At 66.4% G+C, this 26,990-nt stretch carries 26 protein-coding genes and 1 pseudogene; 13 read left to right on the top strand and 14 right to left on the bottom strand.

The features are described 5' to 3' along the window. The first annotated feature begins 7 nt into the window (after positions 1-7). Positions 8-2,389 carry a CHASE2 domain-containing protein gene (locus AC1RQK_RS07580; protein ID WP_492808421.1) on the top strand — a complete coding sequence of 794 codons (2,382 nt, stop codon included), beginning with the start codon at positions 8-10 and terminating at the stop codon, positions 2,387-2,389. A gap of 15 nt (positions 2,390-2,404) precedes the next feature. Here AC1RQK_RS07580 and AC1RQK_RS07575 read toward each other — a convergent pair whose 3' ends face one another. Further along, positions 2,405-2,617 (bottom strand): hypothetical protein, encoded by a 213-nt coding sequence (locus AC1RQK_RS07575; protein ID WP_492370546.1) that lies wholly within the window; start codon positions 2,615-2,617, stop codon positions 2,405-2,407. Between the two features lie 229 nt (positions 2,618-2,846). Between AC1RQK_RS07575 and AC1RQK_RS07570 the strand changes: the two genes are divergently transcribed. Then, positions 2,847-3,824, top strand: coding sequence for a helix-turn-helix domain-containing protein (locus AC1RQK_RS07570; RefSeq protein WP_492808302.1), 978 nt, complete (start codon positions 2,847-2,849; stop codon positions 3,822-3,824). Between the two features lie 147 nt (positions 3,825-3,971). Here AC1RQK_RS07570 and AC1RQK_RS07565 read toward each other — a convergent pair. Next, positions 3,972-4,208, bottom strand: a pseudogene (locus AC1RQK_RS07565) (GPW/gp25 family protein); the annotation flags it as partial. 71 nt (positions 4,209-4,279) lie between these two features. Between AC1RQK_RS07565 and AC1RQK_RS07560 the strand changes: the two are divergent. Next, a complete protein-coding gene (locus tag AC1RQK_RS07560) occupies positions 4,280-4,549 on the top strand; it encodes a type VI secretion lipoprotein TssJ (protein ID WP_492370544.1) in 270 nt (89 codons plus the stop codon). Positions 4,550-4,657: 108 nt separating this feature from the next. After that, positions 4,658-5,839: an XAC2610-related protein gene (locus AC1RQK_RS07555; protein WP_492808299.1), complete on the top strand. Its 1,182-nt coding sequence runs from the start codon at positions 4,658-4,660 to the stop codon at positions 5,837-5,839. A gap of 78 nt (positions 5,840-5,917) precedes the next feature. Here the strand turns inward: AC1RQK_RS07555 and AC1RQK_RS07550 are convergent, their stop codons facing one another. From AC1RQK_RS07550 to AC1RQK_RS07520, 7 genes are all read right to left on the bottom strand, one after another. Next, entirely contained in the window at positions 5,918-7,363 is a 1,446-nt protein-coding gene (locus AC1RQK_RS07550) for an amidase (protein ID WP_492808419.1), read from the bottom strand. 300 nt (positions 7,364-7,663) lie between these two features. Continuing rightward, positions 7,664-8,149 (bottom strand): cytochrome C, encoded by a 486-nt coding sequence (locus tag AC1RQK_RS07545; RefSeq protein WP_492370542.1) that lies wholly within the window; start codon positions 8,147-8,149, stop codon positions 7,664-7,666. A 1-nt stretch (position 8,150) separates the two neighbouring features. After that, positions 8,151-8,606 (bottom strand): c-type cytochrome, encoded by a 456-nt coding sequence (locus AC1RQK_RS07540; RefSeq protein WP_492370541.1) that lies wholly within the window; start codon positions 8,604-8,606, stop codon positions 8,151-8,153. Beyond that, on the bottom strand, positions 8,603-9,124 hold the full coding sequence (locus tag AC1RQK_RS07535) for a methylamine dehydrogenase light chain (RefSeq protein ID WP_492808297.1): 522 nt from the start codon (positions 9,122-9,124) through the stop codon (positions 8,603-8,605). Before AC1RQK_RS07535 ends, AC1RQK_RS07540 begins: the two co-directional genes overlap by 4 nt. A gap of 19 nt (positions 9,125-9,143) precedes the next feature. Continuing rightward, complete coding sequence (mauD, locus tag AC1RQK_RS07530) at positions 9,144-9,731, bottom strand: methylamine dehydrogenase accessory protein MauD (RefSeq protein WP_150984382.1); 588 nt, start codon at positions 9,729-9,731, stop codon at positions 9,144-9,146. A gap of 7 nt (positions 9,732-9,738) precedes the next feature. Continuing rightward, positions 9,739-10,362 carry a MauE/DoxX family redox-associated membrane protein gene (locus AC1RQK_RS07525; protein WP_492808295.1) on the bottom strand — a complete coding sequence of 208 codons (624 nt, stop codon included), beginning with the start codon at positions 10,360-10,362 and terminating at the stop codon, positions 9,739-9,741. Continuing rightward, entirely contained in the window at positions 10,359-11,576 is a 1,218-nt protein-coding gene (locus tag AC1RQK_RS07520) for an amine dehydrogenase large subunit (protein ID WP_492808294.1), read from the bottom strand. The genes AC1RQK_RS07525 and AC1RQK_RS07520 overlap by 4 nt, the downstream gene beginning before the upstream one ends. 445 nt (positions 11,577-12,021) lie before the next feature. Here AC1RQK_RS07520 and AC1RQK_RS07515 point away from each other — a divergent pair, with 445 nt between their 5' ends. Then, a complete protein-coding gene (locus AC1RQK_RS07515) occupies positions 12,022-12,198 on the top strand; it encodes a hypothetical protein (RefSeq protein WP_170301757.1) in 177 nt (58 codons plus the stop codon). A 62-nt stretch (positions 12,199-12,260) separates the two neighbouring features. Here the strand turns inward: AC1RQK_RS07515 and AC1RQK_RS07510 are convergent, their stop codons facing one another. From AC1RQK_RS07510 to AC1RQK_RS07495, 4 genes are all read right to left on the bottom strand, one after another. Continuing rightward, complete coding sequence (locus AC1RQK_RS07510) at positions 12,261-12,623, bottom strand: translation initiation factor Sui1 (protein WP_492370536.1); 363 nt, start codon at positions 12,621-12,623, stop codon at positions 12,261-12,263. Positions 12,624-12,754: 131 nt separating this feature from the next. Next, positions 12,755-13,621 (bottom strand): isocitrate lyase/PEP mutase family protein, encoded by an 867-nt coding sequence (locus AC1RQK_RS07505; protein WP_492808292.1) that lies wholly within the window; start codon positions 13,619-13,621, stop codon positions 12,755-12,757. Positions 13,622-14,503: 882 nt separating this feature from the next. Further along, on the bottom strand, positions 14,504-15,202 hold the full coding sequence (locus AC1RQK_RS07500) for a YceH family protein (protein ID WP_492370535.1): 699 nt from the start codon (positions 15,200-15,202) through the stop codon (positions 14,504-14,506). 169 nt (positions 15,203-15,371) lie between these two features. Next, positions 15,372-16,337 carry a LysR family transcriptional regulator gene (locus AC1RQK_RS07495; protein ID WP_492370534.1) on the bottom strand — a complete coding sequence of 322 codons (966 nt, stop codon included), beginning with the start codon at positions 16,335-16,337 and terminating at the stop codon, positions 15,372-15,374. 91 nt (positions 16,338-16,428) lie between these two features. Between AC1RQK_RS07495 and AC1RQK_RS07490 the strand changes: the two genes are divergently transcribed. From AC1RQK_RS07490 to AC1RQK_RS07480, 3 genes are all read left to right on the top strand, one after another. After that, positions 16,429-17,433, top strand: coding sequence for a Bug family tripartite tricarboxylate transporter substrate binding protein (locus AC1RQK_RS07490; RefSeq protein ID WP_492370533.1), 1,005 nt, complete (start codon positions 16,429-16,431; stop codon positions 17,431-17,433). 7 nt (positions 17,434-17,440) lie between these two features. Continuing rightward, a complete protein-coding gene (locus AC1RQK_RS07485) occupies positions 17,441-18,553 on the top strand; it encodes a CaiB/BaiF CoA transferase family protein (protein WP_492370532.1) in 1,113 nt (370 codons plus the stop codon). 196 nt (positions 18,554-18,749) lie between these two features. After that, a complete protein-coding gene (locus tag AC1RQK_RS07480; RefSeq protein WP_492808290.1) occupies positions 18,750-20,363 on the top strand; it encodes an alpha/beta hydrolase family protein in 1,614 nt (537 codons plus the stop codon). Between the two features lie 70 nt (positions 20,364-20,433). On the opposite strand, the gene AC1RQK_RS07475 is transcribed toward AC1RQK_RS07480, so the two are convergent. Then, complete coding sequence (locus tag AC1RQK_RS07475) at positions 20,434-21,786, bottom strand: MFS transporter (protein ID WP_492808288.1); 1,353 nt, start codon at positions 21,784-21,786, stop codon at positions 20,434-20,436. A gap of 147 nt (positions 21,787-21,933) precedes the next feature. On the opposite strand from AC1RQK_RS07475, the gene cyoA reads away from it, so the two are divergent. The 5 genes from cyoA to AC1RQK_RS07450 all read left to right on the top strand — a co-directional run bounded on the left by cyoA (position 21,934) and on the right by AC1RQK_RS07450 (position 26,978). After that, positions 21,934-23,013, top strand: a complete 1,080-nt coding sequence (gene cyoA, locus AC1RQK_RS07470; protein WP_492808286.1) for a ubiquinol oxidase subunit II — start codon at positions 21,934-21,936, stop codon at positions 23,011-23,013. A gap of 78 nt (positions 23,014-23,091) precedes the next feature. Next, the gene (gene cyoB / locus AC1RQK_RS07465) at positions 23,092-25,095 is read left to right on the top strand and encodes a cytochrome o ubiquinol oxidase subunit I (RefSeq protein WP_492808285.1); all 2,004 of its coding nucleotides are present in this window, start codon (positions 23,092-23,094) and stop codon (positions 25,093-25,095) included. Then, complete coding sequence (gene cyoC / locus AC1RQK_RS07460) at positions 25,088-25,744, top strand: cytochrome o ubiquinol oxidase subunit III (RefSeq protein WP_492370527.1); 657 nt, start codon at positions 25,088-25,090, stop codon at positions 25,742-25,744. Before cyoB ends, cyoC begins: the two co-directional genes overlap by 8 nt. Continuing rightward, complete coding sequence (cyoD, locus tag AC1RQK_RS07455) at positions 25,741-26,154, top strand: cytochrome o ubiquinol oxidase subunit IV (RefSeq protein ID WP_492370526.1); 414 nt, start codon at positions 25,741-25,743, stop codon at positions 26,152-26,154. The genes cyoC and cyoD overlap by 4 nt, the downstream gene beginning before the upstream one ends. Beyond that, positions 26,151-26,978 (top strand): SURF1 family protein, encoded by an 828-nt coding sequence (locus AC1RQK_RS07450; RefSeq protein WP_492370525.1) that lies wholly within the window; start codon positions 26,151-26,153, stop codon positions 26,976-26,978. The genes cyoD and AC1RQK_RS07450 overlap by 4 nt, the downstream gene beginning before the upstream one ends. Positions 26,979-26,990: the final 12 nt, after the last annotated feature.

Genomic DNA, 26,990 nt, shown 5'->3' with positions numbered 1-26,990 from the left:
CGGACGCATGATGGCCGGCTACCAGCGCCGTACGCTGGTCGAATGGGGCCTGTTGACGGCCGCCGTGCTGGCGCTGGTGGCGGCGTGCGCCGTGCTGGGTTGGAGCGAACGCGCCGACAAGGCGGTCTACGACCTGTCGGTCGCGGCCCAGCATCACGCGCCCAGCGACGAGATCGTGATCGTCGCTATCGACGACCCCAGCATCTCCGCCATTGGCCGCTGGCCCTGGCGCCGCTGGGTGCTGGCCGACCTGATCGATCGCATTGCCGCCGACGCGCCGCGCGTGATCGGGGTTGACGTGATTCTCTCCGAGCCGGACGCCTTGCATCCCGAGGACGACCGCGCGCTGGCAGGCAGCATGGCGCGCGCCGGCAACGTCGTGCTGCCCGCGCTGGCCGAAGCGGGGCGGGGCGGCTTGCTGGTGCGCTATCCGCTGACGGGCCTGGGCAGCGAGGTGGGGCACATCAATATCGCGGTGGACCTCGACGGCATTGCCCGCCAGGTGTTCCTGCAGGAAGGGCTGCCGGGCCGCCAGCTCAACCATTTCTCGGCTGCGATGGTCGGCTTCGGCAAGCCGCCGCGGCCGGTGTCCGCCTACCGTCACGACGGTCCCGCGGATGACAGCGGCGCCGACGGCTGGACCCGGGACTACCGGTTGCGCATTCCGTTTGCCGGGCCACCGGGGACGTTCCGGCAGGTCTCGGTACTCGACGTGCTGGGCGGCACGTTGCCGCGCGACTTCTTCCGCGGCAAATCCGTGCTGGTAGGCGCCACGGCGAGCGGGCTGGGCGACGTGTTCCCCACGCCGGTATCGCGCAACGGCCATGGCATGAGCGGCGTGGAAATCATCGCCAACACCATGCAGACGCTGCAGCGCGACACGGCCATCGTCACCCTGCCGGCGCCCTGGTTCTGGCTGTGCACGTTGCTGCCGGTGTTGCTGGCGAGCCTGGCCTCGCTGATGCTGACGCCGCGCAACGCGCTGTTGGTCACGGTGGTGCTGCTGGCCGGCACGCTGGCCGCCAGCCTGCTGCTGGTCGTGTTTGGCCACTTCTGGTTCGCGCCGGCCAGCGCCGTGCTGGGTTGCAGCCTGCTCTATCCGCTGTGGAGCTGGCGGCGCCAGGAAGCGGCGCTGCAATTCCTCACCGACGAGCTCGCACAGCTCGAGCAAGAGCCCGGCCTGCTGGCCATGCCTGCAGGCGAGGGCGAGTCGGGCCGCAATTCGGGCCGCAATTCGGGCCGCAAATCGGGCCGCAACCTCGATACCCGCATGCGTGCGGTCTACCGCATGACCACGCGCCTGCGGGACTTGCGGCAATTCCTGGCGGACGGGCTCGAAGGCTTGCCCGAAGCCACCGTGATCTGCGACCCCGGCGGCCGCGTGCTGCTGGCCAATCGGCGCGGCCTGCTGCTGGCGCCGCGCACGCTCGGGTCGCTGGGCGACATGAACGCACCGCGCCCCGGCATTCGCGAACTGATCAACGAAGTATTCGTCCAGCCCAAGGCCGGGCTGGACTATTGGGACCAGTTGCGCAGCGTCTATGCCGAGGGCGAGGCCGATGCCGCGCACCCGGTGCAGGCACCGCCCGGGGTGGAGCTCGAAGCGCGCGACGAACACCCGATGCTGCTGCGCGGCGCGCCGCTGCGCAGCGACACCGGCGGTGTCGCCGGCCTGATCGTCAGCGTCATCGATATCACCCAGGTGCGTATGGCAGAGCGGCGCCGCGAGGAGTCCCTGCGCTTCATCTCGCACGACATGCGGTCCCCACAGTCCTCCATCCTTGCCCTGATCGACCTGCAGAACGAGCCTGGCCGAGGGCTGCCGGAGGCAGCCCTGCTGGCCCGCATCGGCGAGCATGCCAACCGCACGCTGGACCTCGCGGACGACTTTATCCGGCTGGCCCGTGCGGAAGCGACGCACCTCAACTTCATCGAGGTCGACCTGGCCGGCGTGGTGCTGGATGCCACCGACGAGCTATGGGCGTTGGCCAGCGCCGCACGGATCGAACTGAAGGTGGAAGTCGACGTGGAAGAGGAGCGGTCGCAACTCCTGGCCGAGCCGGTGCTGCTGGTGCGGGCGATTGCCAACCTGGTGAGCAATGCCATCAAGTTCAGTCCGCCGCAAACGACCGTGACGGTGCGCCTGTATCGCGTGCCGCAGGGGCTGGCGATCGATGTGGCGGACCAGGGCCGGGGCATCGCCGAGGAAGACCAGGGCCGCCTGTTCCAGCCCTTCGCGCGCCTGCGCGACACCGAGCAGGATGCGCCTGCCGGCAGCGGGCTGGGGCTGGTGTTCGTCAAGACCGTGGTGGAGCGTCATGGTGGAGAAATCAAGCTGACCAGCGCCGCGGGTGCCGGCGCCACCTTCACGATCTTCCTGCCCTGCTGATCCGCTCGCTGGCGCTCAGCGTGATGCGCGCGTGGCCGCTGGTTGTCCAGCGTGACCTGCTGTGGTGACGGTGGCCGTGGCGCGGCTGTCCATCTGGCGGACCTTGCGCGCCGCGCGCTGCTCGTTGTCTTCCTGCAGCGTCACGCATAGCACGGTGATGAGCGCGAACGCCACCATGCAAAGCGCGACGTAGCCCAGCAACCTGTACCGTTCGGATCGCGATCCCATATCTAAGCCTGCAATGAATAGCGCAGCATTCTATGGCGAGGCCGCGTCGGCTACTGTCAACAAATGCAAGGACGCTCACCCAAGGTCCGCCGGACCTGCTGCGCCGCGCATCGACGCTGGTCAGGCCTGGCGATACAATCAGCGCGCAGTGCCTGCACAAGAGCCCTTGCGCGCCGGGCCACGCCCACCCGCCGCCGATGGCGTCAATCGCCCCAACAGGCTGCCACCGATGCATAGCAACACCGAGCCCCTCGACACAGGCGCCAGCGGGCGCCCGGTACGCCACTTGGTCGCCACCGAGGCCGCCATGGCGGCAGCGGGCCTGGACGGCTGGCAGCAACGCTACCAGCAGCTCACGCCCGGGCATTTTCTTGCGCAAGTGCAGCAGGCTACCTATGGCGACGTCCACGTCTTCCGCGAACGCACCAACCAGGCGTTGCTGGAGGAAGGCGAGGCACGGCGCGGCTATCTTTCCATCGCCTTGCCCCACCGCGAGTGTGCCGATGGCTGGTTCTCCGGCTACCGGATGAGCGGCGACACCGTGCTGCGCGCCGGCAACGGCCAGCCGCTGGCCATGCGCACCCCGCCGTCGCTGGACCTGCTCGGCGTGACGTTGCCGCTGCCCGCGCTGCAACGCGTGATGGAGCGCGAGGGGGTTCCGGAGCTGATCGCGCGCTTGCAGCCGGCCACGGAGGTGCGGCGCGCCGCGTCCGATGATTTCCGGGCGACGATGCTGGCCGTGCTGGCTGCGTCAGCCATGCAGAGCGAAGTATTCAACCAGCGCTTTGTCGAGAGCGCCATGCGCGATGCGTTGCTGATGGCGGTGGTGTCCACGCTGACCCATGACATTGGGGATGCCCTGCTGCCTACGCCGCCTGCGCGGCGGCGGTTGGTCGCACAGGCGTATGAGATGGTGCGCGCTGCGCCCGAGGCACCCTGGAGTGTTCTGGCTCTGTGCGAACGGCTTGGGGTTTCAAGGCGCACGCTGCAATACAGCTTCAATGAAGTGACCGGGTTGGCACCGCTGGAGTTTGTTCGGGCCTTGCGGATGAATGGGGTGAGGCAGGCGTTGGGTGGACGGCAGGCGCAGGAGCCGGTGGGCGTGGTGGCGGCACGGTGGGGGTTTAACCATCTGCCGCGGTTTGCTGCGCAGTATCGGGCGTTTTTTGGGGAGTTGCCATCGGAGACCGCGGGCAGGGGGAGGTGAGTCGTTGATAGGGGTTGAGGGAGCCGGAACTGGAACTGGAACTGGAACTGGAACTGGAACCGCACGATGCCATCGGTTGTGGCGCGATTGCCTCTGACGGCCGTCATGTTCGTGGCCAGGATTCCATGACAGGCCGCTATGCCTCGGTCACTCACGGTCACGTTCGGCTTTCAGCAGCTTGAGGCGCGTCTGCCCATCGGGTGTGAAGTGGGTGCCGAATCGCACCAGCCCGGCCTGATGCAGCTGACAACTCATGGTAAAGCTGAGCAACATGCCCGGTTCGGTTTCTTCGATCGCGATGTCGATGGATTTCAGCCTCGGCTCATAGCGCAGCAGCGTCGTTTCGAACCATTCAGCCGCGAGACGGTGTGGGCTTCCTGGTATTCGGACAGGTTGATGGTGACAAGTGAACGCTCGCCGCCGAACATCAGGTCGTCCTGCGTCCCGATGCGAGCGTGAGCCTGAGCGAGCCGATGCATGCCGAGGCGGAGTATGTCGGGGTCATCGCGCTCTTCCGCAGTCCCGGCAAGGAGACGGTCTGGAAGCTGGTGGTGCCCAAGAAGCAGTGGAAGAAGACCGATCCGGTGAGGATCGAGGTGCGCGGCAGCACGCTGGAGCTGGTGGGGGCCAGCTTTGACGGTCCCGGCGCCGTGGATGGCGCTGTCATTGTGCGTTTCGCCAGCACGCTCCGCAATAGTGAGTACGTTGCACCACATGTAAGTTAAGCTGCGGCTTGCATTCCTGCAATTTCCTGACATATCGCTGTGCTACTCCCCATTCGCTATAAGGCCACTTCTGCCGCTTCCGCCGCTCTGGCCCTTGCTCTCGCGTGCATGCATTCGGCTTTCGCGACTGACTTCCTGGCGCCAGGCATTTATCGTGTCGAGCCAGACTCCTATCTGAGCCCGCCCAACAGAGTGCCGGAAGCCGAGACAAGCCGCTTCAAGGAGCGTTTCGAGCACGCCCTGCCCAAGTCGGCGGATATCACCTATGCGGTGGTGTCGCACGAACCCGGTTCGGGCGGCAACAGGGTGCACTTTCTTGTAGACAAGGACTACAGAAACTACAGGACCGACGTGACCTCCGCGAACAAGCTATGCGTGGCCTACGCCTTTCCGGGCTGGAACGACTACTCGGCATCCCAGCCGTTCTGCCGAACCAACATCAGTAACGAGTCTGAGGCACTGCTGAAACAGCGGACGGCGGCGGCGTTCACCGTGACCTGGCAGCCCAGGAAGACGTACCTGAGCACCGAGACCATTCGGCCGCAACGCAAGCCAACGGCCGACGAGGTCGGCGCTTGCGCGCTTGGCGTATGCAGCCCCGAGGCGTATGGCAAGGGGGTCAACCATTATGAGATGGCTTACTACGCGGATCGCTTTGCCCTCGACAGGGTCCGGCCTTACCAGACAATCTTGTATCTCACCAAGGCGGTGCCACTGTTTGCCCGAGCCGATCGTGAGACGATCCTGACCCGTCTCGACGCGGGGACTTATGTTCCTGTCCTCTCCACGGATGCGCAATGGTACGAAATCGAGCGCGTCGGGCGGGACGGCTCGATCACCCACGGCTGGGTCGACCGGGACGATGCTGTCGCGGTGAATTGGGTTGCGCAACGCGCCAGAACGCGCAATTTCCTGTTTCGCGTCGCATTTATCGAAGGCGAGCTCACATCCGACTCTCCGCACGCGGTCGCCATTGAAATCATCGATCGGAAATCCGGCGTTCGTACTCAGGTCATTCGTGACTTCGATTCCGATCCCGGCTTTGCGGCGCCCGCGGACGCCTTGCGCGTGGTCGACGCCAATTTCGACGGCTATCCGGACATTGCGATTTTTGGCATGTCGGGAGGCGCCGGGCCGAACAGCACCGAGAACTTCTTCTTGTTCGACGCCGCCCGGCGACGGTTCGTTTTTGATGAGACCTTGTCGGGACTGTCGCAGATCGTCACCGACTCCCGCTCGCGCAATGGGAAGCCGAATTACCAGACACGACGAACAAAGCCGGAGCGCTGATACAGCAGAGGCGGCGTGGCGCATCCCGCCTGTGGTTTGCGGGATGGCCAGTTGAATACGCAATCCTCAAGCGGTCCTTTACCCCATCATCGCCGACGGCAACCGCTTGCCCACCCAATCCCGCTCTTCTTCATAGGCCCGCGCCAGGCGCAACACCGACAAGTCGTCCCGCGGCCGCCCAATCAACTGCATCCCCATTGGCAACCCCTGCGGCCCAAATCCCACCGGCACGCTGATTGCCGGACATCCCGACAGCGTCCAGGGAAACACCACTTCCATCCAGCGGTGATAGGTATCCATCTCGCGGCCGGCGATCTGCTTCGGCCAGGGCTGGTTCACATCGAATGGGAAGACTTGCGCCGTCGGCACCGCGATGTAGTCGAACTGCTTGAACACGCCTAGCAGCGCTTGATACCAGGCGCTGCGCTCCATGCTGGCGGCGTAGACGTCGCTGGCGCTGAGCTTGAGCATGCCTTCGATCTCCCAGATCGCGGAGTCCTTGAGCTGCGCGCGCTTGGCCGGGTCCTGGTAGAAGGGCAGCATGCCGTTGCCGACCAGGAAATGACGGTGCACCAGCCAGGTCTTCCAGAGCCGTTCCGGCGAGAACGGAGGCTTGATGGCTTCCACCTGCACGCCAAAGGCCGGGAAGGCGTTGAGGGCATCCTCGCACAGCGGCAGGATGCCGGCTTCCATGGGCAGGTAGCCGTCCCAGTCGCCCAGCCATGCCACGCGCTTGCCCTTGAGGTTGGTCTTCAGCACGTCGGCCACATTGGCCGGGGTGAGCGTGGCCAGCACCGGGTCCTGCGCGAGTGCCTGCGGCGTGCGCGCATCGGGGCCGGCCTGCGTGGCCAGCAGCAGGGCCACGTCGGCGACGGTGCGTGCCATGGGCCCTTCGTAGCCGAGTTGCTGGATAAAGACTTCCGGGGCCGGGCCGTAGGGCACGCGCCCGGCGCTGGGGCGCATGCCATAGACGTTGCAGAAGCCGGCCGGGTTGCGCAGCGAGCCGCCGAAGTCGCTCCCATCCGCTACCGGCAGCATGCGCAGCGCCAGCGCGGCGGCCGCGCCGCCGCTGCTGCCGCCGACGGTGCGGCTGGCGTCATAGGGATTGCGGGTGGCGCCGTAGACAGGGTTGAAGGTTTGCGAGCCCAGGCCGAACTCCGGCGTGTTGGTCTTGCCGAGCAGCACGGCGCCGGCGGCGCGGGCGCGCTCCACGATGATGGCGTCCGTCGTGGGCACGTTGTCCCGAAAGATGGGTGAGCCGAAGGTGGTGCGGATGCCGCGCGTGAGCGCCAGGTCCTTGGGGGCTTGCGGCATGCCGTGCATCCAGCCGGCTGAGCGGCCGGCGGCGAGGGCCTGGTCGCAGGCGGTGGCTTCCTGCAGCAGCACTTCGGGCTCACGCAGCGCGACGATGGCGTTGGCGCCGGGATTCACCCGTGCGATGTGGTCCAGGTAGGCCGCCATGACTTCGCGGGCCGACAGCTTGCGGGCATGGATCTCGCGAGAGAGTTGCCAGGCCGGCATCATGACGATGGGATTCGGGCCGCCAGCCGTGGTGGCGGGGCCGGATGCGTCCGGTGCGCCGTTCTTGCCGGCGGGGGGCGCCGCGCTGGCGCTGCTGGCAGTGACGCTAGCGGCGATGCCGGCTAGCGTGGCGCCTGCCAGGTGGCCCAGCAAATGGCGCCGCGAAGGTTGTCCGGGGGCGGGGCCATTGACGGCGTTGCGCGCATTGTCGCTATCACGGTCACGGTCTGTGTTGCCTGTGGGGTTCATCGTGTCGTTCCTCGTTCCGGTTTTTTGTCTCGCGTATTTGTTTGCGTGAGTTTGTCACATTGGCCCGGGGCTCGCGCGGGCGGTCTTGTCCGGCGTCGGCGTTGCGCCACTGCCCAGGATCGCCGCGCGGTGCGCGCTCACGTCGTCGAGCGGCTGGCGGCGATAGCGGCCCACCTCCTCGGTGCTGAACGCCTGCACGTCGTTGTGGCCGGTGAGCGCGGGCATCAGCCAGTTCATCAGCCCTGCGATCTCTGCGTCGCTCAGGGCTGAGGCGGAGGTGCCCGGCACCTGGATCAGGAACGCGCGCCCGGCCGGCGTGGCAAGCAGCAAGGGCACGGTCTCGCGCATGTCGGGGATGCCGGCCGAGGGCTTGCCGCGCGCATCGGGCTGGTGGCAGCCGGAGCAGTGCAGCAGGTAGTTGTCGCGCGCGTGGCGCAGCTCGGCCTGTGCGCTTGCGGTCGTGGCCAGCGTGGCCAGCGCCAGCAGGCACAGCCCGCGCCGCGCGGCCGCGCGCAAGGTGCGTGCTCTGCGCGATGCCATGCTACTGCCCCGCCTCGCGCAGCTTGCGCACGGCGCCCGGGGTCTTGCGCTCGGCGCGTGCGCGGGCCAGCGTATCGGTGTTCACGGCCTGCTCGGGCGCGCCGTTGCTCGCCGCCAGCCACGACAGCACGGCGGCCAGCGATGCATCCGGCAGTGTGGCGAAGCTGGGCATGACGCCGTTGAACGACTGGCCCTGCGACTGGATCGGGCCAGCGAGGCCGTGGGTCAGCACATTGGCCAGGTAGTCCTGGCCCGCCGGCGTGGCGAGCCGCTCGCGCAGCGCGCCGGCCAGTGGCGGCGCCACGCCGGCGATGCCGGAGGCATCGGCATTGTGGCAAGCGGCGCAGTGCGTGCCGAACAAGGCCTTGCCCTGGTCAGCCAGCGACTCGGCAAGGGCGATGCTTGCAGGCGCCACGCATGCCAGGCACAGCGCTAGGTGTGAGAGAGACCGCTTCATTCCTGGACTCCGAGAATGATCGAGGTGGTGCAATGGAACATGGTGCTGTCGTTGCTCATGCACCAGTTCACATCGTTGTGCACGCCCAGCCGGTAGCCCGGCCGTTCGCGCTCGTTGGTGTTGCACTCGCAGCGCCCGCACGTGGTCTTGCCGCAGCAATCGTTGTAGCTGACCATGTAGTTCCTGCCGTCGGCCGGGTTGTGGCAGGTGCCGACCCACGACACGCGCGAGGGCTCGGTGCCGGGCGGGCAGGAGGTGGAAGTGCCGCCGCAGCATGCGCACAGAAAGCCATCCACCGCGCAGTACTTCCAGTAGTCGCAGGCGGTTTCGTCCTGCGCTTGCGCGCCGGCGGCCTTGCTGCTGTGTGCTCCCGCCGCGTGCGCGCTGCGGTCGAAGGGCAGCACCGGCAGCGCCATCGTCCCCACCATGACCTTGCCGAGCGTGGCCAGCACGCTGCGCCGGCCCGTGCGCTGCGCCGCGCGCCGGGTCTGGTGTTCGAAAAATCGGTCAATCCACATGGGTTTTCTCTCCCTGCCTTCAGGCACGCGTTTCCAGGAACTGCTGCACCGAGCCCACGTTAAGGTCCATCGCGGTGAACAGGCTCTCCAGCTGCTCGCGCGAATTCACCAGGCCCTTGGCGCGCAGCGTGCCGCGCTCGTCCATCAGCACGCCGTACGGCAGCTTGCCGATCTGCAGGTGCATGCCGAGCTCGGGCGATAGCACATAGGGGAAGGCTTCCAGCCCTGCCTGGCGCAGGAAGGCCAGGTGCTCGGGCTGTTCGCCGTCGGAGGCGAGCACCACGCGCAGCCAGCCAGCCTCGCTGGCCTGCATCGACTTGAGTACCGGCAGCAGCTTCTTGCAGACCGGGCAGGTCGGCGAGAGAAAGAACAGCAGCGTGCTGCGCGGCTGCGCGCCGCCCACCGCCACCGGGCCGCCGCGCACATCCTGCAAGGCAAAGGGCGGCAGCGCCTCGCCCACGCGCGGGCCGGCGTCGATCACCAGCGCGCCCATCGGCGCGACGCGCTCGAACAGGATGCCGACCTGGCGGGCCAGGGCATAGAAACCGAAGAGCAGCGCCAGCACGGCGATCCACAGCACGATATTGGCAATCACAAGGGCAGTCATGGGAGTCTCACGAGAGGGGGGAATGCGTAGGGTGGCTGGAAGCCCGGTGGCCGGTGCGGTGGGCAGCGCGGTCGGCATTGACCAGCAATTGCGTGGCGCCGAGCCAGAGCAGCAACAGCGCGAGCGCGCAGAAGCCGGCGGCGAGGGTGTCGAGCAGGTTGAACGCCCGGGGTGCCGTGCCCGCCGCCAGTCCGGCAGCAGCGATCGCGGCCAGCACCAGCACCGCGAGCAAGCCAAGGTTGCGCAGCAGCAGGCCGTGGGATAGCCGCAGGTTGTCGGCGTCGCTGCCGCAGCCGCAGCGGATGTCGCGCCGCCCGCGCAGCAGGTTGATGCCCACTGCACCGCTGGCTGCCGCCACCACGCATGCCGCCAGCAGCGCCGCGCCCGGGTGCAGCGGCGCGGCAACCAGCGCCGCCACGCTGGCCGTCTCGGCGCCCAGGTAGGCAAGCGCAACCGGGCGCGACCATGCGTCGGGCACCAGCCGATAGGCGCTGACGGCGCCCCAGAAGCCGGAGAAGTCGCGCAGCTTGGGCCACAGGGCGTGCGCCAGTACCAGTGCGGCAGCGGCGGAACATGCCGCTGCCACGACCGGATCGCGCAGCACGTCGGAGACCACGGCGGCGGCGCTCATTGATGCAGCTCCAGCTGCACCGCGTTCTCCGCCACCTGGTCCAGGCGCGCCACGGGCTTGAGGCCCCGGGCCGGGTCCAGCGACACCACGCCGGCCCTGGCGGCGTCCAGCACATACAGCGTCGGCTGCGGCCCTTGCGTGATGGTGAGCGCCAGCGCGTTCTGCCCCGGCGCGCGGGCGATGCGCTTGTGCTGCGCCAGGTCGATGGTCCAGATCTCGGCGGCGGGGGTCTTGTGCGATCCCTCCTTGCTGCGCGGATGCATGCCCAGGTACAGGCGGCCCGTGGCCGCGTGCAGCGCGAACAACTGGTAGCCGCCCGGCTTCCAGCCCGCCTTGCGGTCCGCCGCGTCCACCACGGGCCAGGGCTGCGCGAAGACTGGCGTCTCACCCGCGAGATCCGCGCTATAGACGTTGCCGTTGAAGGACACGAAGGTCAGCGTGTTGCCCACGCGCTCGCTGTGCAGGAAGACCGGATCAGCATCGGGATCGAACATGCGCGCACTGCGCTTTTGCCCGCTGGGCTGGCCGGCGGCGTCATGCGTCACCGTCAGCATCGTGCCGTCGCTGCACAGGGTGCGAAAACGCTGGCTGGACGCCTCGGTGGCAAATATGCCCCAGCAGCCCGGGGTTTGTGCCTCCGCCACGAACTTGCCAGCCTGCAGGTCGACGATGCTGACCGAGGTGGCGGGCGTGGCATTCTGCACATAAAGAAAATGGCCGTCGGCGGATACCGCGGCGATGCCCCGGTAGTTCAGGGACTGTGCGTGCTTGGGCGGGATCACGATCTCGCTGCGGTAGGCCAGCGTGGCGGTGTCATACAGGCTCACCACATCAGCCCGCTCGCCGCGCGCGAGCCGCGTGTAGAACGTGGAGATCACATACAGCGTGCGCTTGTCCGGGGACAGCACGCTCTGGCCGCCGAACGCGGTGGGCACCAGCCCGAGGTAGCGCATGCGCTTGCCGTCCACCACGTGCAGGCGCCCGTCCACCATGTGCTTGAACGCCACATCGGAGATATAGAGCCGGCCATCGTCGGCTGGCGCGAGCGGTTGCACGGAGAGGGTTTCCGGCTGCAGTTCGGCGGTGCTGGCGGCATCGCTGGCATTGGGGGCGGCGGCCGCTGGCAAGGCTAGCACGCTCAACATCGTCGCTGCGGCTACTCTGCGTACCACGCCGGGCCGTCGGGTGATGGCCCTGGTGCTTACCTCGTTCACTGGATGGCTCCTTGGGATGCGCTTTGCAATGGGGCCAGTCTACGAACGGGGGCGCGCGGGCGTTATCCGAAATCGGCAACGGCGGCACGGGGATATTCACCAATGCCGGCCGGGCTGCGCGGCACGCCGGCGTGTGCCGTCATGGCGGCTTGCGGTGCCTGGCGCTCACATGCCACGGCGGGTGCGCCTGCCGGCGGTGCGCGCCATCAGGCTTCAGGGCGAACCTGCACTGCTGCTGTGCACGCAGCGCCATGCCAGGGGGTAAACGCCAAGGCGCAGGCTTATCCGTTTTCGGAAACGGAGCAGAATGGCCAGTGGGGATGAAGAGGGCGAAGGCGGTGCAGCCGGGGCGGCAAAAGCGGCAGCAAAAGCGGCTGCGCAGCGGCGCCAGAACGGGCTGAGGCTGCCACCATGCTACGATCCGCGCCTAATACGGAGAATGAAGATGTTTTATACCTGCCAGAACCAGTCGTGCCAGACGCGTTGGGACCCCAAGGACGTCACGGTCAAGGACGAAGGCCAGGGCCCGCTGTTTCGCTGTCCGGTGTGCAACTCCCGCAACCCGGTCGTGCCCCAGCGCAAGTCCGACGGCACCATCGTCTACAAGCAGCGCACCCGCTAGGAGGCTGGCTAAGAGGCTGATCAAGGCCTTTCACGGCCTGTTGACGCGCGGCCCAGGGGCGCTTAGCCGCCGGCCCGCTTGACGGTCATCCCGCGCTGCTTGAGTTTCTCCACTACCGTGTCGCAGTGGTCGCCCTGGATTTCGATCACACCGTCCTTGACGGTGCCACCCGAGCCACAGGCGGCCTTCAGTTCCTTGCCCAATTGCGCCAGCGACAGCGCGTCCAGCGCCGCGCCGCGCACCAGCGTCACTCCCTTGCCCTTGCGGCCCTTGGTCTCCCGCGACACCCGCACGATGCCGTCGCCTTGCACGACCGGCCGCGCCTTGCCGCAGGTGCAGGCCGCCAGCGCATGGCCGCAGCCGGGGCACATGCGGCCGTGTTCGGTGGAGTAGACCAGCGAGCTGGCGGGTTTCGGGTGAGACATGACAGGCGTTCCGGGTGACGGGCTGGCTGGCGCAGCCCCGGGGCAGGCAGCGTACGACAAGCGCGCGGCGCCTGCAAGAGGGTGACGGCGCATTTCAGGTGCCGCTTGCTGCCCTCGCCAACAGCCGTGGCTCACTCACCGTAGCTCTGCCCCTGCGCGATCAGCTCCGGCGTACCGATGACGCCGTTCAGCCCGTCGAAATCCAGCATGGCATCGCGCATCGGCGCGGTGGTGCCATGTTCGAGCAGGCTGCCGTAGTAGCGCTTCATCTGCGCGCCGATGAAGCGCACCACGCCACCGGGGAAAATCACGATGCGAAAGCCCCGGCCGGCGAGTTCAGCGGCGCTCTGCACTGGCGTCTTGCCGCCTTCCACCATATTGGCCAGCAAGGGAACGCGCCCGGCAAAGTGCGCGCAGACGCGAGCCATGTCTTGCTCGGTGCGCAAGGCCTCGATAAACAGCGCGTCGACTCCGCATGCCAAATAGGCCTCGGCGCGTTCGATCGCCGCGTCCAGTCCCTCGATGGCCACCGCATCGGTGCGGGCCAGGATCAGGGTCCGCGACGAAGCGCGCGCGTCCAGCGCGGCTTTGAGCTTGCCGCACATCTCGGCTGCTGTGACAACGCGCTTGTTGTCCAGATGGCCGCAGCGCTTGGGAAAGGTCTGGTCTTCGAGCTGGATCATGGCTGCGCCGGCGCGTTCCAGCGTGCGCACGGTCCGGATCACGTTGAGCGCATTGCCGTAGCCGGTATCGGCGTCGACGATCAGCGGCAGGTCGACGCGGTCGGTGATCCTGCCGACGATATCCACCGTCTCGGTGGCGGTGGTCAGGCCCACGTCCGAGCGCCCGAGCTGCGTGTAGGCCACGGCGGCGCCAGACAGGTAGAGCGCTTCAAACCCCGCTTGCGCGGCGACCAGCGCCGAGAACGCGTCGTAGACGCCGGGCACCAGCAGCACGCGCGGTTGGCGCAGGCGCTCGGCGAGGGATGGAGTTGTCATTTTTTTTGCGGTGTGGCGGCCCATGGCCGGCGTGGAAAACGCCGGCATGGTGCTTGCCCTTCGAGGGGATGTGGTGCGGCATGATAGCGAATAACGAGCGAGCGCTCAGCCACTGGCGCGATGTGCGCCATGTCCATACATTAGGGGGCGAAAGTGTCAGAGCGAAAGATGCCCGGGCCTTCGTTGAAGGCGCTCGCAAGGCACGCAATGTCTGCATCGGGCCCGGGTGCTTGACGGTGGGGCGCTTGTGCGGCGCCCCCTTGCGCACTGTCGATGGCGCTGCCTAGCGCCCGGCAGGGCTCCCGTAAAACGCACCAGTGCGGGGATTCGAAACGATGTAGGTATTGCGTCTTGCCCAAGTCTGGGCAGCCATGAAGACTTCAGGCTCGCGCTGGCTCCAGTCACTCGTCATGAGTGGTGCAGCCTCCTGTTCCGTCGTGGCATACACAACGGCCTGGTGAAGGGCGGCCCGGCCTTGGCTTCCTGGAATGGTAATGGTGCGAATCGTCACGCGCATCGTCAAAGGCCTCAACGTGTTTGGACTGCAAAGTATGGCTGCCATTCAAGGACAGATTTGTGACAGCGTAGTGTCCTGGTCTGCCCTGGAAGGCTGCGCCATGGGAGCTTGGCGAAGCCGTGACAATCTGGTTTGCGGCCTCGCGGTGAATAGGGAGCATCCATGCCCGATCATACGCGCAAGCACTAATCGGGCCAACGACATCTGTTGTGGCGCGTCGACAGGCTGGGAACCGCGCGCGGCGGGCACCGCGGCCATTCGGTTTCAGGCTCCAGCGGGTTCGCGGACGGTCTGGGCGAAAAATAGATTACCCGGCACATTTCCACTGGCTGCAGAATGCGCTCTCCCCGCGTCTGCGCTCGCGACTAAAGCGCCGCTTTGTCGATCGCAATGCCGAGTTCGCCCGCCATGCGCTCCACCAGCGCCTGAAGCCGGTTCACCTTTTCCGCCAGTTCCTTTTGCTCGGCTTTGAGCGACTCGAATTCGGAGGGCGAGATGTTGTCGTCGGCACCGCCGCGCTCGGCGATGTCATCGACGCTGACTTCCCCGCACAGCAGGTGCATCCAGCGGTTTTCGCGTCCGCCGGGAGCACGCGGCAGCTTGACGACAAAGGGTGGCTCGGCGGCGGCCAGCTCTTCCAGGAACACCTCGACCGACGAGATGTCGGCAAAGGCGTGCAGGCGCGCGGAGTTCAGCCTCAGCTCCGCGGCCGTCTGGGGCCCGCGCAGCAGCAGCGTGGTGAGCAACGCGACCGACTGGCTCGGCACGCCCAGCACGCGTTTCATATTCTGCTCGAATCGCGGCACGCGGCTGCTGCTGCCTTCCATGGCCAGGCTCAGGCGTTTCAGGCCATCGATGGCGGTGAGGATCTCGGCCTCGGAGGCATTCATCACCGGTGAGCGCGCGGTCTTCTGGTTGCAGCCGGATGTCAGCGCGTTGAGCGATAGCGGATAGGTGTCCGGCACCGTGTGCTGCTTTTCGACCAGCACGGCCAGCACGCGCCCTTCAAGCTGCGTCAGGGAACGGATGGCCGGGCGTGCGGGGGTGTCGGGATTGGGATTCATGAGTGGTATCGCTAGGTGAAGCTGCTTGCCCCGGGCCGATGCGCGGATCCGCTGATCGTGGGCCGGCCGGGAGCGCCTTGTTTGGTGGGCATATGATATCCGGTCAGGGGGCGGGGCAATGTGAGTTTGCGCGAACCTGGCGCCCATCCGGCGCCCATCCGGCGCGCCCCTAAGGGTTGCCGGCTTGCCGCAGGGCGTTGGCGATCAAGGTGACCGCCGGCGCAACTGCTGCATCCCGTTGGGTAATGAACACCATCCGCCCGGAGGCGAACGGCGTGCGCAAGCGCACCTGGCGCACCATGGACGTCTCGCCGTAGTGACGCACGGCGCTGGCCGGCGCAACCGTCAGGAAGCCACTCGCGGCAACCATCGACAAGCTGCTGTGAAATGAGATCGATTCGATATGCGGCACGGGCGGCAACCGGCCGCTATCGAGAAACGGCTGCTCGAAGATCTCACGCGTGTGAGTGCCGCGCGGCGGCAGGATCCAAGGCCCTTCATGCAGCGCCGGCAGGCTTACCTCGCGGCGCCTGGCCAGGGGGTGGTCCCGCGCGCAGGCAATGGCCAGGTGTTCATCCCATAGCGGCGTGATGTCCAGCCGTTCCCGCGATGGCGCGGGATGATCGGTTTCCAGCCGCCCTATGACGCAGTCGAGCTCGCCACTGGCGAGCAGCCCGAGCAGGCCGCTGACGGTGTGCTCCCTAACCTGCAAGCGCGGCAGCACACCTTGCTGGCTCAGCGTGGCGACCAGCCTTGGCAGCACGTTGACCCCGACCAGCGGCAGCACGCCCATGCGCACCAGCGGGATCTCCGGCCGGGCCGCCAGGGCTTCGCTGGCCGCATCCAGGGCGCCCAGCGCAATGCGCAGGCGCTCCAGCGCGCGCTCGCCCGCCGGGCTCAGGCGGCCGCCTCGCGTAGTGCGCTCGATCAGCGTGCAGCCGAAGGCTTGCTCCAGCTCCTGCAGCATCTTGGTCACCGCCGGCTGGCTGATGTGCATGACCTCGGCGGCAGCGGTCAGGGAGCCGGTTCGCGCCACCAGGTCCAGCAGCCGCAGATGGCGGATACGCAGGCGGTCGATCCGGTTTGGATGGGCGGCGCGCGCCGCAGCCACGCGCGAAGGGGAAACCGTTGCCATAACCAATCCTGATGGATTCATAAGAACTGGATCATTGTCTCGAATGATGGCGCGGCGTGACAATCGGGCAAAACCAGAAAGGAGACCTGAGATGCCTGCATCCACCCGCCGCACGCGTCGCCTGATGCTGCGGACCCTGCTGACGTTGCCCGTTGCGGCAGCATCCGGCCTGCCGGCTTCGGCGTTTGCCGCGGACAACTACCCCAGCCGCCCGATTCGCCTGGTGGTGCCGTATGCCGCTGGCGGCGGCCCGGATATCCAGGCGCGCAAGCTGGCCGAAGTGCTGGGCAGGGAGCTTGGCCAGCCCGTCGTGGTGGAGAACAAGGTGGGCGCGGCAGGCATCCTTGCCGCCGAATCCGTGGCGCAGCAGCCGGCCGATGGCTACACCTTGCTGCTGGGCGCCTCCACCCATGTCGCGCAGAAACTCTTGCAGCCATCCGTCAAGTTCGATCCGGCGGCGTTCACCCATGTGATCCGCATCGGCGTCAGCCCCGCCGTGCTGGTGGTGGTGGCGAATTCGCCGTACCGCACCGTGGGCGAACTGGTGGCCGCCGCGCGGCGCTCGCCCGGCTCGCTGAACTATGCGTCGGGCGGCATCGGCTCGGCCGCGCATATCTGCGGCGCGGCCTTTGCATCGGCGACAGGCATCAACGTGGTCCATATCCCCTACAAGGGCTCGGTGGAGATCGTGCCGTCGCTGATCAAGGGCGACACGCAATTCGGCTTTCCGGTAGCGGCCACCGCCGTGCCGCAGATCGGCAACGGCAAGGTGCGCGCGCTCGCCGTGACCTCGGCGCAGCGGATCCCCGGGCTGCCAGACGTGCCGACCCTGAACGAGGCGCTTGGGCGCAGCGATCTCACGCTGGATTCCTGGAGTGGCATCTGGGCCCCGGCAAACCTGCCGAAGCCCTTGGTGGCGCGCTTGCATGCCGCCATGCTGAAGGCACTGGCGGATCCCGGGCTGCGCCGCTTCTATGCCGAGACGGGGGCGCTCATCGAACCGAGCCCCACGCCCGAATCCTTCACCCGCCTTGTCGCCGAGGAAACCGCCAGGATGCGGCAGGTGATCGAGAAAAACCACATCACGATCGAGTGAGCTTGCCATGCCTGTCACCGCTACCCATTCATTCACCCCGCTCGCGGGCATCCGCGTGCTCGATTTCTCGCACGTCATCGCCGGTCCCTTCGCCACCTTCCTGCTGGCGCAGCTCGGGGCCGACGTGACCAAGGTGGAAAACGCCAACGGCGGCGATGTCATGCGCCGCGCCGGACGGGGCCGCGAGGGCTTCGTGGCGCTCAACGCTGGCAAGTCGTCGCTTGCCCTCGACCTTGGCAGCGAGCAAGGGCGCCAGCATGCGCTGGAGCTCGCCACCACCTGCGATGTCTTCGTCGACAACCTGCGGCCGGGCGTGCTGGAGCGCTTCGGGCTCGGCTTCGAGGCCGTGCTTGCGCTGAATCCGCGCGTGGTCTATTGCAGCATCTCCGGCTTTGGGCGCGGCGCGCCGGCATGGCGCGGCCGGCCCGCTTATGACCACGTGGTGCAGGCCGCCACCGGCATGGCCTACATGGCGGGCAACGAGGGCGACCCGCCCATCAAGACGGGGTTCCCGGTCATCGACTCCGCCACGGGGCTGCTCGCCGCCTTCGCCATCCTTGCCGGTGTACGCGACAGCGAGCGCACCGGGCGCGGCATGCTGCTCGATATCTCCATGGCCAGCGCCGGCATGCAGCTGATGTACCCCATGGCCTGCGACGCGCTCACACGCGGGGCCACGCCGCCCCGGCAGGGCAACCAGGGTTATTCCGGCAGCCCCTCCGCCGATTTCTTCCGCACGCGCGATGGCTGGCTGGCCATCGGCGCGAACACGCCAGGCCAGTTGCTGGCATTGCTCGAAGCGCTGGGCCTTGGCCATCTGGCGCGGGATCCCGCCTTGTTCAATCCGCCGCTGGAACGCAACGGCCTGCCTGCCTTTGTGCGCTCGCTCGATCCGGGCGCGCTCAAGGCGGCGCTCGCCGCCGCGCTGGCCGATGGCCTGGCCGCGGAGCTGGAAGCGCGGCTTAGCGCGTGCGGCATTCCGGCCGCGCGCCTGCGCAACATCGCAGAGTTTGCCGCTGAATCCCGGGACAACGGCAGCCTGGAAACCATCGAGCTGCGCGATGGCGATGCCGCCGTGGTGTCGCCGGGGCTGGGCTTCCGGGTGCGCACCGGGCACTAGGCCGGGCCGCTTGGCTGCAACCGCGCGTTACCGGTCTTGACCCTCGGGATGAATGGGCATCATGACCAGTTCATCCCTTTTTCACAATACGAGATCGTGCGCTATAAGGCTGGCGGGTGGTTGATCCGTTTACCTACACTCCGCTAATTGTGTGGATCAGGCTAACTGACGTAGTCCACAGGCGGGGGGATGGAAGATGCGATTGACCATGGCGAAGGCGGGCTTTGCGGGCTTGACGTGTCTGGCGCTGAGCGCGGGGGCTTATGCGCAATCGGCGAGTTCTTGCAGCGGGGGCAGTTGTAATGGCAACGACAACTACAACTACAACAGTAGTCGCGGCCAGCTTCTCGATCACGGGACCACGCTGCGCCTGAGCGCGGCCGCGCTGGCCGGCGTTCTCAACGCGAGCGATTCAGGCCGCCAGCTATTGCAGGTCGCTGGCACCCCTGCGTGCGACCTGGAGATCGTCTATTTCCGCTACCGCACCATCGGCGGCGCCAATGAGCCCACCACCGCGAGCGGCGCGCTGATGATTCCAAGCGGCGGGCGCGCATGCAGTGGGCCACGCCCGGCGTTGATGTACGCGCATGGCACCACCACCTACCGCAAGTACAACCTTGCGGACCTGACGCAGAAGGACCCGGGCAATGGTGATGGCGCCTCGGAGGGCATCAGCGTTGCGGCCATGTATGCCGCGCAGGGCTATATCGTGGTGGCGAGCAACTATGCGGGTTACGCCGGCTCCGAGCTTTCCTATCATCCCTACCTGAATGCCCAGCAGCAATCGGCGGACATGATCGACTCGCTGCGGGCCGCACGGGTTGCGCTGGCCCGGGCGGACTCGGGCAAGGCGGCGCGGGAGAATGGCAAGCTCTTTGTCACCGGATATTCGCAGGGCGGCCACGTTGCCATGGCCACGCATCGCGCGCTTCAGGCGGCGGGCATCAACGTGACGGCGGCTTCCACAGGTTCGGGGCCCTATGCCATGGCGGCCACCGGGGACGCGCTGATCGCGGGTGAGGTGGATCTGGGTTCCACCATCTTCACGACCTTGGTGGCGACCAGCTACCAGAACGCCTACGGCAACATCTACCGCAGGCCGGGCGACCTGTTTGAGGCAACCTACGCGCGTGGCATCGAGGATCTCCTGCCGAGCGTGACACCAATCGACACGCTGATCGGCAACGGAAAATTGCCCGCCACGGCGCTCTTCAACCCCGATCCGCCGGCTGCGCAGTTTGCCTCGCTGACGCCGCCGACTTCGCCCCCGCTGGCGCCGCCTGAGCTGACGCCGATCTTTGCCCTCGGGTTTGGCAAAGGCAACCTGGTGCGCAACAGCTTCCGCCTCGGCCTGCTGGAAGACGCGCTGGTCAATCCGGATGGCGCGTTCCCGTACACCACGGTGGCGATGGCGCCGGCGGCCAACCCGGTTGCGCCGCTGCGCCAGGCGTTCAAGCGCAATGACTTGCGCAACTGGATCCCGCGTGCCCCGGTGCAGCTTTGCGGCGGTCGCTTCGACCCGACGGTGTTCTTCTTCAACGCGACCGTGCAGCAGGCTTACTGGCGCAACGCCAAGGTGCCGGTGGGGCTGACTTCGGTGCTGGATGTGGATGCGCCGGTGGCGGGGCCTGCCGATCCTTATGCGCCGATCAAGCAGGGCTTTGCGCTGGCCAAGGCAACGCTCGCCGCGCAGGCGGTGGCGGCGGGCGCGACCGATGGCGGTGCGTCGGCGGTGATCGAGGCCTACCACGGGAGCCTGGTGGCGCCGTTCTGCATGGTCGCCGCGCGCGGGTTCTTCGGGAATTTCTGAGCAAAGCGGCGCGGAAAAGACAGCGGCCAGTCATTGCGCATGACTGGCCGTTTGTTTTGTCGTGGCCGGGTCAGTCGCGCGCTTCCATCTTGCGATTGATCCACAGCGCCAGCAACGTGCACGCCACGCCGGACAGCAGGTAGCCGCTGACGGCAAACAAGCCGAACTCCGCCGACAGTCCCAACGCCACCAGCGGCGCAAAGGCGGCGCCGAACAGCCACGCAAAATCGGAAGTCAGCGCCGCGCCGGTATAGCGAAAGCGCGATCCGAAGTTTGCCGTGACAGCGCCCGCGGCCTGCCCGTACGACAAGCCCAGCAAGCCGAAGCCGATCAGGATGAACAGGTCTTGCCGCGCCGGGGTACCGTTCATCAGGTACGGCGCGAACAGGCCGAAGATGCCGATCAGGACTGCCATCAGCGCCAGCGTGGTGCGCCGCCCGATGCGGTCGGCGATCCAGCCGGAGGCGATGGTGGCCGCCATGGCGATCCCCGCGCCGATGATCTGGATGATCAGCACGTCATTGATGTCCTGCGTGGCGTGCAGCGCGACCCACGACAGCGGGAACACCGTGACCAGGTGGAACAGCGCGTAGCTGGCCAGTGCGGCGAAGGCACCGATGAACAGGTTGTAGCCCTGGGCGCGCATTATCTGCACCGGGCTGATCGGCTCCAGCTCGCCTTCTTCAAGCAACTGCGTGTACTCCTGGGTCACCACCAGCCGCAGGCGCGCGAATAGCGCGACCACGTTGATGGCGAACGCCACGTAGAACGGATAGCGCCAGCCCCAGTCCAGGAACTCATCGAAATCCAGGTTGGCGCGCAGGTAGAGGAACAGCGAGCCGGCAAGGAGAAAGCCGATCGGCGCGCCGAGCTGGCCCAGCATCGAGTACCAGCCGCGGCGGTGCGCCGGGGCGTTCAGTGCCAGCAGCGATGGCAGCCCGTCCCATGAGCCGCCCAGCGCAATGCCCTGCAGGATGCGCAGCGCCGCCAGGATGACGATGGCGTGGTTGCCGAGCGCATCGTAGCCCGGCAGGAACGCCATGCCCGCCGTGGCGGTGCCCAGCAGGAACAACGCGGCCGTCAGCTTGATGCTGCGTCCCCAGCGGTGCTGGATCGCCATGAACAAGGTGGTCCCGAATGGCCGGGCGATGAAGGCGAAGGAAAAGATGGTGAAGGAGAGCAGCAGCCCCTCCAGTTGCCTGACGAACGGGAAGAACACGCTGGGGAAGATCAGCACCGAGGCGATGCCGTAGACGAAGAAGTCGAAATACTCGGACGCTCGCCCGATGACGACGCCGGCGGCGATCTCGGCTGGCGCCACCTGCGCCCGGTGCGCCGCGTCTTGCGCGGGCGTGGGGGAAGACGGTGACGGCTGGTGCTGGTGCGCAACGCCGCTGCTGCTGCTGCTGCTGCTGCTGGACATCGTCAGGCCCTCTCGTCTCTCGTTGTTCGGGGTGGCGTTTTGTGTCACTCCTTTAAGAATGGCACTTCTTTGACTACAGTGCCATAGGAAATGTTGAGTTTCCGCGGCCAGCCCACCGGCGTAGTTCCAACGATCACTTCCACGGCTATGCAATTTCGCATTCGGATAGTGCCATCCCGCTACGCGACGCGCGGGTGTCTGTTGTTCGCTGCCATCCTGCTGCTGACGGGCTGCAATGCTGTCTTGCTAGCCCCGGCCGGGGATCTCGCGATCCGGCAGCGTGATCTAATCATCATTTCAACCGGGCTGATGCTGTTGATCATCGTGCCGGTGATCGCGCTGACGCTGCTCTTCGCCTGGCGCTACCGCGAGGCCAACAGGGAGGCCATCTACGAGCCCGACTGGGACCATTCGACCTTGCTGGAGCTGGTGATCTGGGCCGCGCCGCTCTTGATCATCATCGCCCTGGGCGCGTTGACCTGGGTCAGCACGCACAAGCTCGATCCCTACCAGTCCTTGAGCCGCATCGATGCCGGGCGCCCGGTGCCCATGGCCATGGAGCCACTCACCGTGGAGGTGGTGGCGCTGGACTGGAAGTGGCTTTTCTTCTACCCCGAGCAAGGCATCGCCACCGTCAACGAGCTGGCGGCGCCGGTGGATCAGCCGATCCGCTTCAAGATCACGGCGTCCACCGTGATGAACTCCTTCTTCATTCCTGCGCTGGCGGGGCAGGTCTATGCCATGCCGGGCATGGAGACCAAGCTGCACGCGGTGATCAACCAGCCGGGTGTCTACGAGGGCTTCTCCGCCAACTACAGCGGCGCGGGCTTCTCCGGCATGCGTTTCAAGTTCCATGGCATGAGCGCGGAGGAATTCGCGCGATGGGTGCAGCAAGCCAAGGCCGGCGGCGGGGCCCTGACGCGCGACGCTTACCTGCAGCTGGAGCAACCCAGCGAGCTTGAGCCGGTGAGGCGCTACGCCAGCGTGGCGTCGGGTTTGTACGACGCGATCCTGAACCGCTGCGTGCAAGCCAACCGGCCTTGCATCAAGGACATGGCCATGAGTGCGAGGCAAGTCCAGGGCAAGGACAAGCCGCGGACCCTCAACGTGGCGGCGCTCGAACGCGGCGCTGCTGGCGCGAGCCTGGGCGCCATCTGCACGGCAGGCGACCCTGCCGGCATTGGCAACGGTCCCCGTGTGGCGTCCGCCAGGACGTTGCCGCAATGACATTGCCCAATGATGTGGCAACAATGACCCGCTGCTCCCCGATTCCTGAAACAACGCCCTTGCGGCCCTGGTGACACAATGCCCGAGCACCTCGACCTGACGCAACTGGTATTCGGCCGCCTCACCTGGGAGGCAATCCCCTATCACGAGCCCATCCTGCTGGCGACCTTCGCGGCCGTCGCGATCGGGGGGCTGGCGCTGGTTGGCGCACTGACCTACCTGCGAGCGTGGGGCTACCTCTGGCGCGAGTGGTTCACCAGCATCGACCACAAGAAGATCGGCATCATGTATGTCGTGCTAGGCATCGTCATGCTGCTGCGCGGCTTTGCCGATGCGGTCATGATGCGGCTGCAGCAATCGGTTTCCTTTGGCGATTCGCTGGGCTACCTGCCGCCGCACCACTATGACCAGGTCTTTACCGCGCACGGCGTGATCATGATCTTCTTCGTGGCCATGCCGCTGGTCACCGGGCTCATGAATTTTGTCGTGCCGTTGCAGATCGGCGCGCGCGACGTTGCCTTTCCCTTTCTCAACAACTTCAGCTTCTGGATGACGGTTGGCGGCGCCGTGCTGGTGATGATGTCGTTGTTCGTCGGCGAGTTCGCGCGCACCGGCTGGCTGGCGTATCCACCGCTGTCGGGCGTGCTGCAGAGTCCGGACGTGGGCGTGGACTATTACATCTGGTCCTTGCAGGTTGCCGGGCTGGGCACGTTGTTATCGGGCATCAACCTGCTCGTGACCATCGTCAAGATGCGCGCGCCCGGCATGACCATGATGAAGATGCCGGTGTTCACCTGGACCGCGCTGTGCACCAACGTGCTGATCATCGCCGCTTTCCCGGTGCTCACCGCCGTGCTGGCCCTGCTGGCGCTCGACCGCTACGCAGGCACCAACTTCTTCACCAACGATCTTGGCGGCAACGCCATGATGTACGTGAACCTGATCTGGATCTGGGGCCACCCGGAGGTGTACATCCTTGTGCTGCCCGCGTTCGGCATCTTCTCGGAAGTGGTTTCCACGTTCTGCCGCAAGCGCTTGTTCGGCTACGCGTCGATGGTGTACGCCACGGTGGTGATCACGGTGCTCTCCTACCTGGTCTGGCTGCACCATTTCTTCACCATGGGCTCGGGCGCCAGCGTCAATTCGTTCTTCGGCATCACCACCATGATCATCTCGATCCCGACCGGGGCCAAGATGTTCAACTGGCTGTTCACCATGTACCACGGGCGCATCCGCTTCGAGGTGCCGATGCTCTGGACCATCGGCTTCATGGTCACCTTCGTGATCGGCGGCATGACCGGCGTGCTGCTCGCCGTGCCGCCGGCGGATTTCTCCTTGCACAACAGCCTCTTCCTGATTGCGCACTTCCATAACGTGATCATTGGCGGCGTGCTGTTCGGGTTGATGGCCGGCATCACCTACTGGTTTCCCAAGGCCTTCGGCTACCGGCTGGATCCGTTCTGGGGAAAATGCTCGTTCTGGTTCTGGCTGGTTGGCTTCTACGTTGCCTTCATGCCGCTTTATGTGCTCGGGCTGATGGGCGTGACCCGCCGCATGAGCCACTTCGAGGATGCGTCCCTGCAGATCTGGTTCCAGCTGGCGGCATTCGGCGCGTTCCTGATCGCGCTAGGCATCGGCTGCTTCCTGATCCAGCTGGTGGTCAGCTACCGCCGGCGCGAAGCCCTGCGCGACACCACGGGCGATCCGTGGGACGGCCGCACGCTGGAGTGGTCGACCTCCTCGCCACCGCCGCAATACAACTTTGCCTTTACCCCGATCATCCATGACAACGACGCGTGGTGGCAGATGAAAGAGCACCAATACCAGCGGCCACAGCAGGGCTTTATCCCGATCCACATGCCGAAGAACACCAGCGCGGGCATCATCCTGGCTGGGTTAAGCACCGTGCTCGGCTTCGCCTTGATCTGGCACATGTGGCTGTTTGTGATCGTGTCCTTCGCTGCCATCCTGGTCGTGGCGATCGGCCATACCTTCAACTACAAGCGCGATTACTACGTCCCAGCCGACGACGTCGTCCGCACCGAGGCAGAGCGCACACGCCTGCTTGCCAGCCATGGTTGATACCACCGCCCCCTACGGCCCCGGCGACGTGCGCATGCCGGACACCACGCGCCAGAGCGAGCTGCGTTTCTACGCGACCAGCGAGGTGCATGCGCAGAACGGCACGTTGCTCGGATTCTGGCTGTACCTGATGAGCGACTGCCTCATCTTCGCCAGCCTGTTTGCCGTGTACGGCGTGGTGGGGCGGCGCTACGCCGGCGGCCCCACGGGCGCCGAGCTGTTCGAGCTGCCGCTGGTGGCGCTGAACACCACCATGCTGCTTTTGTCGTCGATCACCTACGGCTTTGCCGTGCTGGAGATGCAGAAGGCGCAGGTGCGCACCACCCTGATCTGGCTCGGCATCACTGGCCTGCTGGGCGCGGCGTTCATCAGCCTGGAGCTCTACGAGTTCGCGCACCTCGTCCACGACGGCGCGGGGCCGCAGCGCAGCGCCTTTTTGTCCTCGTTCTTCACGCTGGTGGGCACCCACGGGCTGCACGTGACGGTCGGCATCGTCTGGCTCATCACGCTGATGGTGCAGGTGGGGCAGCACGGGCTGATCCCCGAGAACAAGCGCCGCCTGATGTGCCTGTCCATGTTCTGGCACTTTCTGGATGTGGTCTGGATCGGTGTGTTTACCTTCGTCTACCTGATGGGAGTGCTGCCATGAACGCGCATGACAATGCCCTTGCAGGCGATCCCCATGGCCACGGCCATGGCCATGACGACCATGGCCACGGACACGATGGCGAGGTCAGCCATAGCACCTTCAAGGGTTACATGACGGGCTTCGTGCTCGCGGTGGTCCTCACGGCGATCCCGTTCTGGCTGGTGATGGCCAAGGTTTTCGATAAATCCAGCACCACAGCGTTGTTCCTGCTGGGCTGCGCCGCGGTGCAGATCGTCGTCCACATGATATATTTCCTGCATATGAATGCGAGATCCGAGGGCGGATGGACCATGCTGGCGTTGATCTTCACGATCGTGCTGGTGGTCATCGCGCTGAGCGGCTCGCTTTGGGTAATGTTCCACCTCGACCAGAACATGATGCCAATGCACGACATGAAGAACCTGCCTTGACGGCCCGGCAGCAGGGCGTAGCCCAATCCAACCCGCCTTCCCGCAAGCGCGCCACCGGCGCGCTTGTGGCGTTTGCCCTGCTCGCCATCGTGGCGGTAGCCGGGCTGCTTTCGCTTGGCGTCTGGCAAGTCGAACGCCGCGCGTGGAAGCTCGACCTCATCGAACGCGTGAACGCGCGTGTGCATGCTCCCGCCACGGCCGCGCCCAGCGCCGATCAGTGGCCGCGGCTCACCAAGGCCGCCGACGAGTACCGCCGCGTGCGGCTCACCGGCACCTTCCTGAACGACAGCGAGACCCTGGTGCAGGCCGTCACAGAGCTGGGTGGCGGCTTCTGGGTGGTGACGCCGTTGCGCACGGCGGACGGCAATGTGGTGCTGGTCAACCGTGGCTTTGTGCCGCCTGAGCTGAGCGAGCGCGCCAAGCGCGGCGGGGGCGACCCCACCGGCGAGACCACCGTCACTGGCCTGTTGCGCTTTAGCGAGCCAGGCAACGGCTTTCTGCGCACCAACGATCCGGCGGCCGGGCGCTGGTACGCGCGCGATGTGCCGGCCATTGCTGCCGCGCGCGGCCTGCGCAACGTGGCGCCTTACTTCATCGATGCAGACGCGGCTGTGCCGCTCGGGGACGCCAGCAAGCGCACCTGGCCGGTGGGCGGGCTGACTGTAATCACGTTCAACAACAACCACCTCGTTTATGCGATCACCTGGTTTGCACTGGCGCTGATGTTTGCCGCTGGTGCCGTCTACGCCGGGCGGGAGGCGTATCGCCGGTCGCGCGCCGGCGATACGCAGGGTGAAGGCAAGCCGGGACAGCGTACGCGGTAGGCGCGCACGCCG

This window comes from Cupriavidus sp. GW822-FHT02D05, assembly GCF_058802485.1.
Note: the sequence above shows the minus strand (reverse complement) of the source record. Positions and strands in the feature narration are given on the sequence as shown.

Excerpts from the sequence above, each read along its gene's own strand:
- AC1RQK_RS07580 (WP_492808421.1), top strand. The coding sequence starts at position 8 with ATGATGGCCGGCTACCAGCGCCGTACGCTGGTCGAATGGGGCCTGTTG.
- AC1RQK_RS07575 (WP_492370546.1), bottom strand. The coding sequence starts at position 2,617 with ATGGGATCGCGATCCGAACGGTACAGGTTGCTGGGCTACGTCGCGCTT.
- AC1RQK_RS07570 (WP_492808302.1), top strand. The coding sequence starts at position 2,847 with ATGCATAGCAACACCGAGCCCCTCGACACAGGCGCCAGCGGGCGCCCG.
- AC1RQK_RS07555 (WP_492808299.1), top strand. The coding sequence starts at position 4,658 with ATGCATTCGGCTTTCGCGACTGACTTCCTGGCGCCAGGCATTTATCGT.
- AC1RQK_RS07550 (WP_492808419.1), bottom strand. The coding sequence starts at position 7,363 with ATGATGCCGGCCTGGCAACTCTCTCGCGAGATCCATGCCCGCAAGCTG.
- AC1RQK_RS07545 (WP_492370542.1), bottom strand. The coding sequence starts at position 8,149 with ATGGCATCGCGCAGAGCACGCACCTTGCGCGCGGCCGCGCGGCGCGGG.
- AC1RQK_RS07540 (WP_492370541.1), bottom strand. The coding sequence starts at position 8,606 with ATGAAGCGGTCTCTCTCACACCTAGCGCTGTGCCTGGCATGCGTGGCG.
- AC1RQK_RS07535 (WP_492808297.1), bottom strand. The coding sequence starts at position 9,124 with ATGTGGATTGACCGATTTTTCGAACACCAGACCCGGCGCGCGGCGCAG.
- mauD (WP_150984382.1), bottom strand. The coding sequence starts at position 9,731 with ATGACTGCCCTTGTGATTGCCAATATCGTGCTGTGGATCGCCGTGCTG.
- AC1RQK_RS07525 (WP_492808295.1), bottom strand. The coding sequence starts at position 10,362 with ATGAGCGCCGCCGCCGTGGTCTCCGACGTGCTGCGCGATCCGGTCGTG.
- AC1RQK_RS07515 (WP_170301757.1), top strand. The coding sequence starts at position 12,022 with ATGTTTTATACCTGCCAGAACCAGTCGTGCCAGACGCGTTGGGACCCC.
- AC1RQK_RS07510 (WP_492370536.1), bottom strand. The coding sequence starts at position 12,623 with ATGTCTCACCCGAAACCCGCCAGCTCGCTGGTCTACTCCACCGAACAC.
- AC1RQK_RS07505 (WP_492808292.1), bottom strand. The coding sequence starts at position 13,621 with ATGACAACTCCATCCCTCGCCGAGCGCCTGCGCCAACCGCGCGTGCTG.
- AC1RQK_RS07500 (WP_492370535.1), bottom strand. The coding sequence starts at position 15,202 with ATGAATCCCAATCCCGACACCCCCGCACGCCCGGCCATCCGTTCCCTG.
- AC1RQK_RS07495 (WP_492370534.1), bottom strand. The coding sequence starts at position 16,337 with ATGGCAACGGTTTCCCCTTCGCGCGTGGCTGCGGCGCGCGCCGCCCAT.
- AC1RQK_RS07490 (WP_492370533.1), top strand. The coding sequence starts at position 16,429 with ATGCCTGCATCCACCCGCCGCACGCGTCGCCTGATGCTGCGGACCCTG.
- AC1RQK_RS07485 (WP_492370532.1), top strand. The coding sequence starts at position 17,441 with ATGCCTGTCACCGCTACCCATTCATTCACCCCGCTCGCGGGCATCCGC.
- AC1RQK_RS07480 (WP_492808290.1), top strand. The coding sequence starts at position 18,750 with ATGCGATTGACCATGGCGAAGGCGGGCTTTGCGGGCTTGACGTGTCTG.
- AC1RQK_RS07475 (WP_492808288.1), bottom strand. The coding sequence starts at position 21,786 with ATGTCCAGCAGCAGCAGCAGCAGCAGCAGCGGCGTTGCGCACCAGCAC.
- cyoA (WP_492808286.1), top strand. The coding sequence starts at position 21,934 with ATGCAATTTCGCATTCGGATAGTGCCATCCCGCTACGCGACGCGCGGG.
- cyoB (WP_492808285.1), top strand. The coding sequence starts at position 23,092 with ATGCCCGAGCACCTCGACCTGACGCAACTGGTATTCGGCCGCCTCACC.
- cyoC (WP_492370527.1), top strand. The coding sequence starts at position 25,088 with ATGGTTGATACCACCGCCCCCTACGGCCCCGGCGACGTGCGCATGCCG.
- cyoD (WP_492370526.1), top strand. The coding sequence starts at position 25,741 with ATGAACGCGCATGACAATGCCCTTGCAGGCGATCCCCATGGCCACGGC.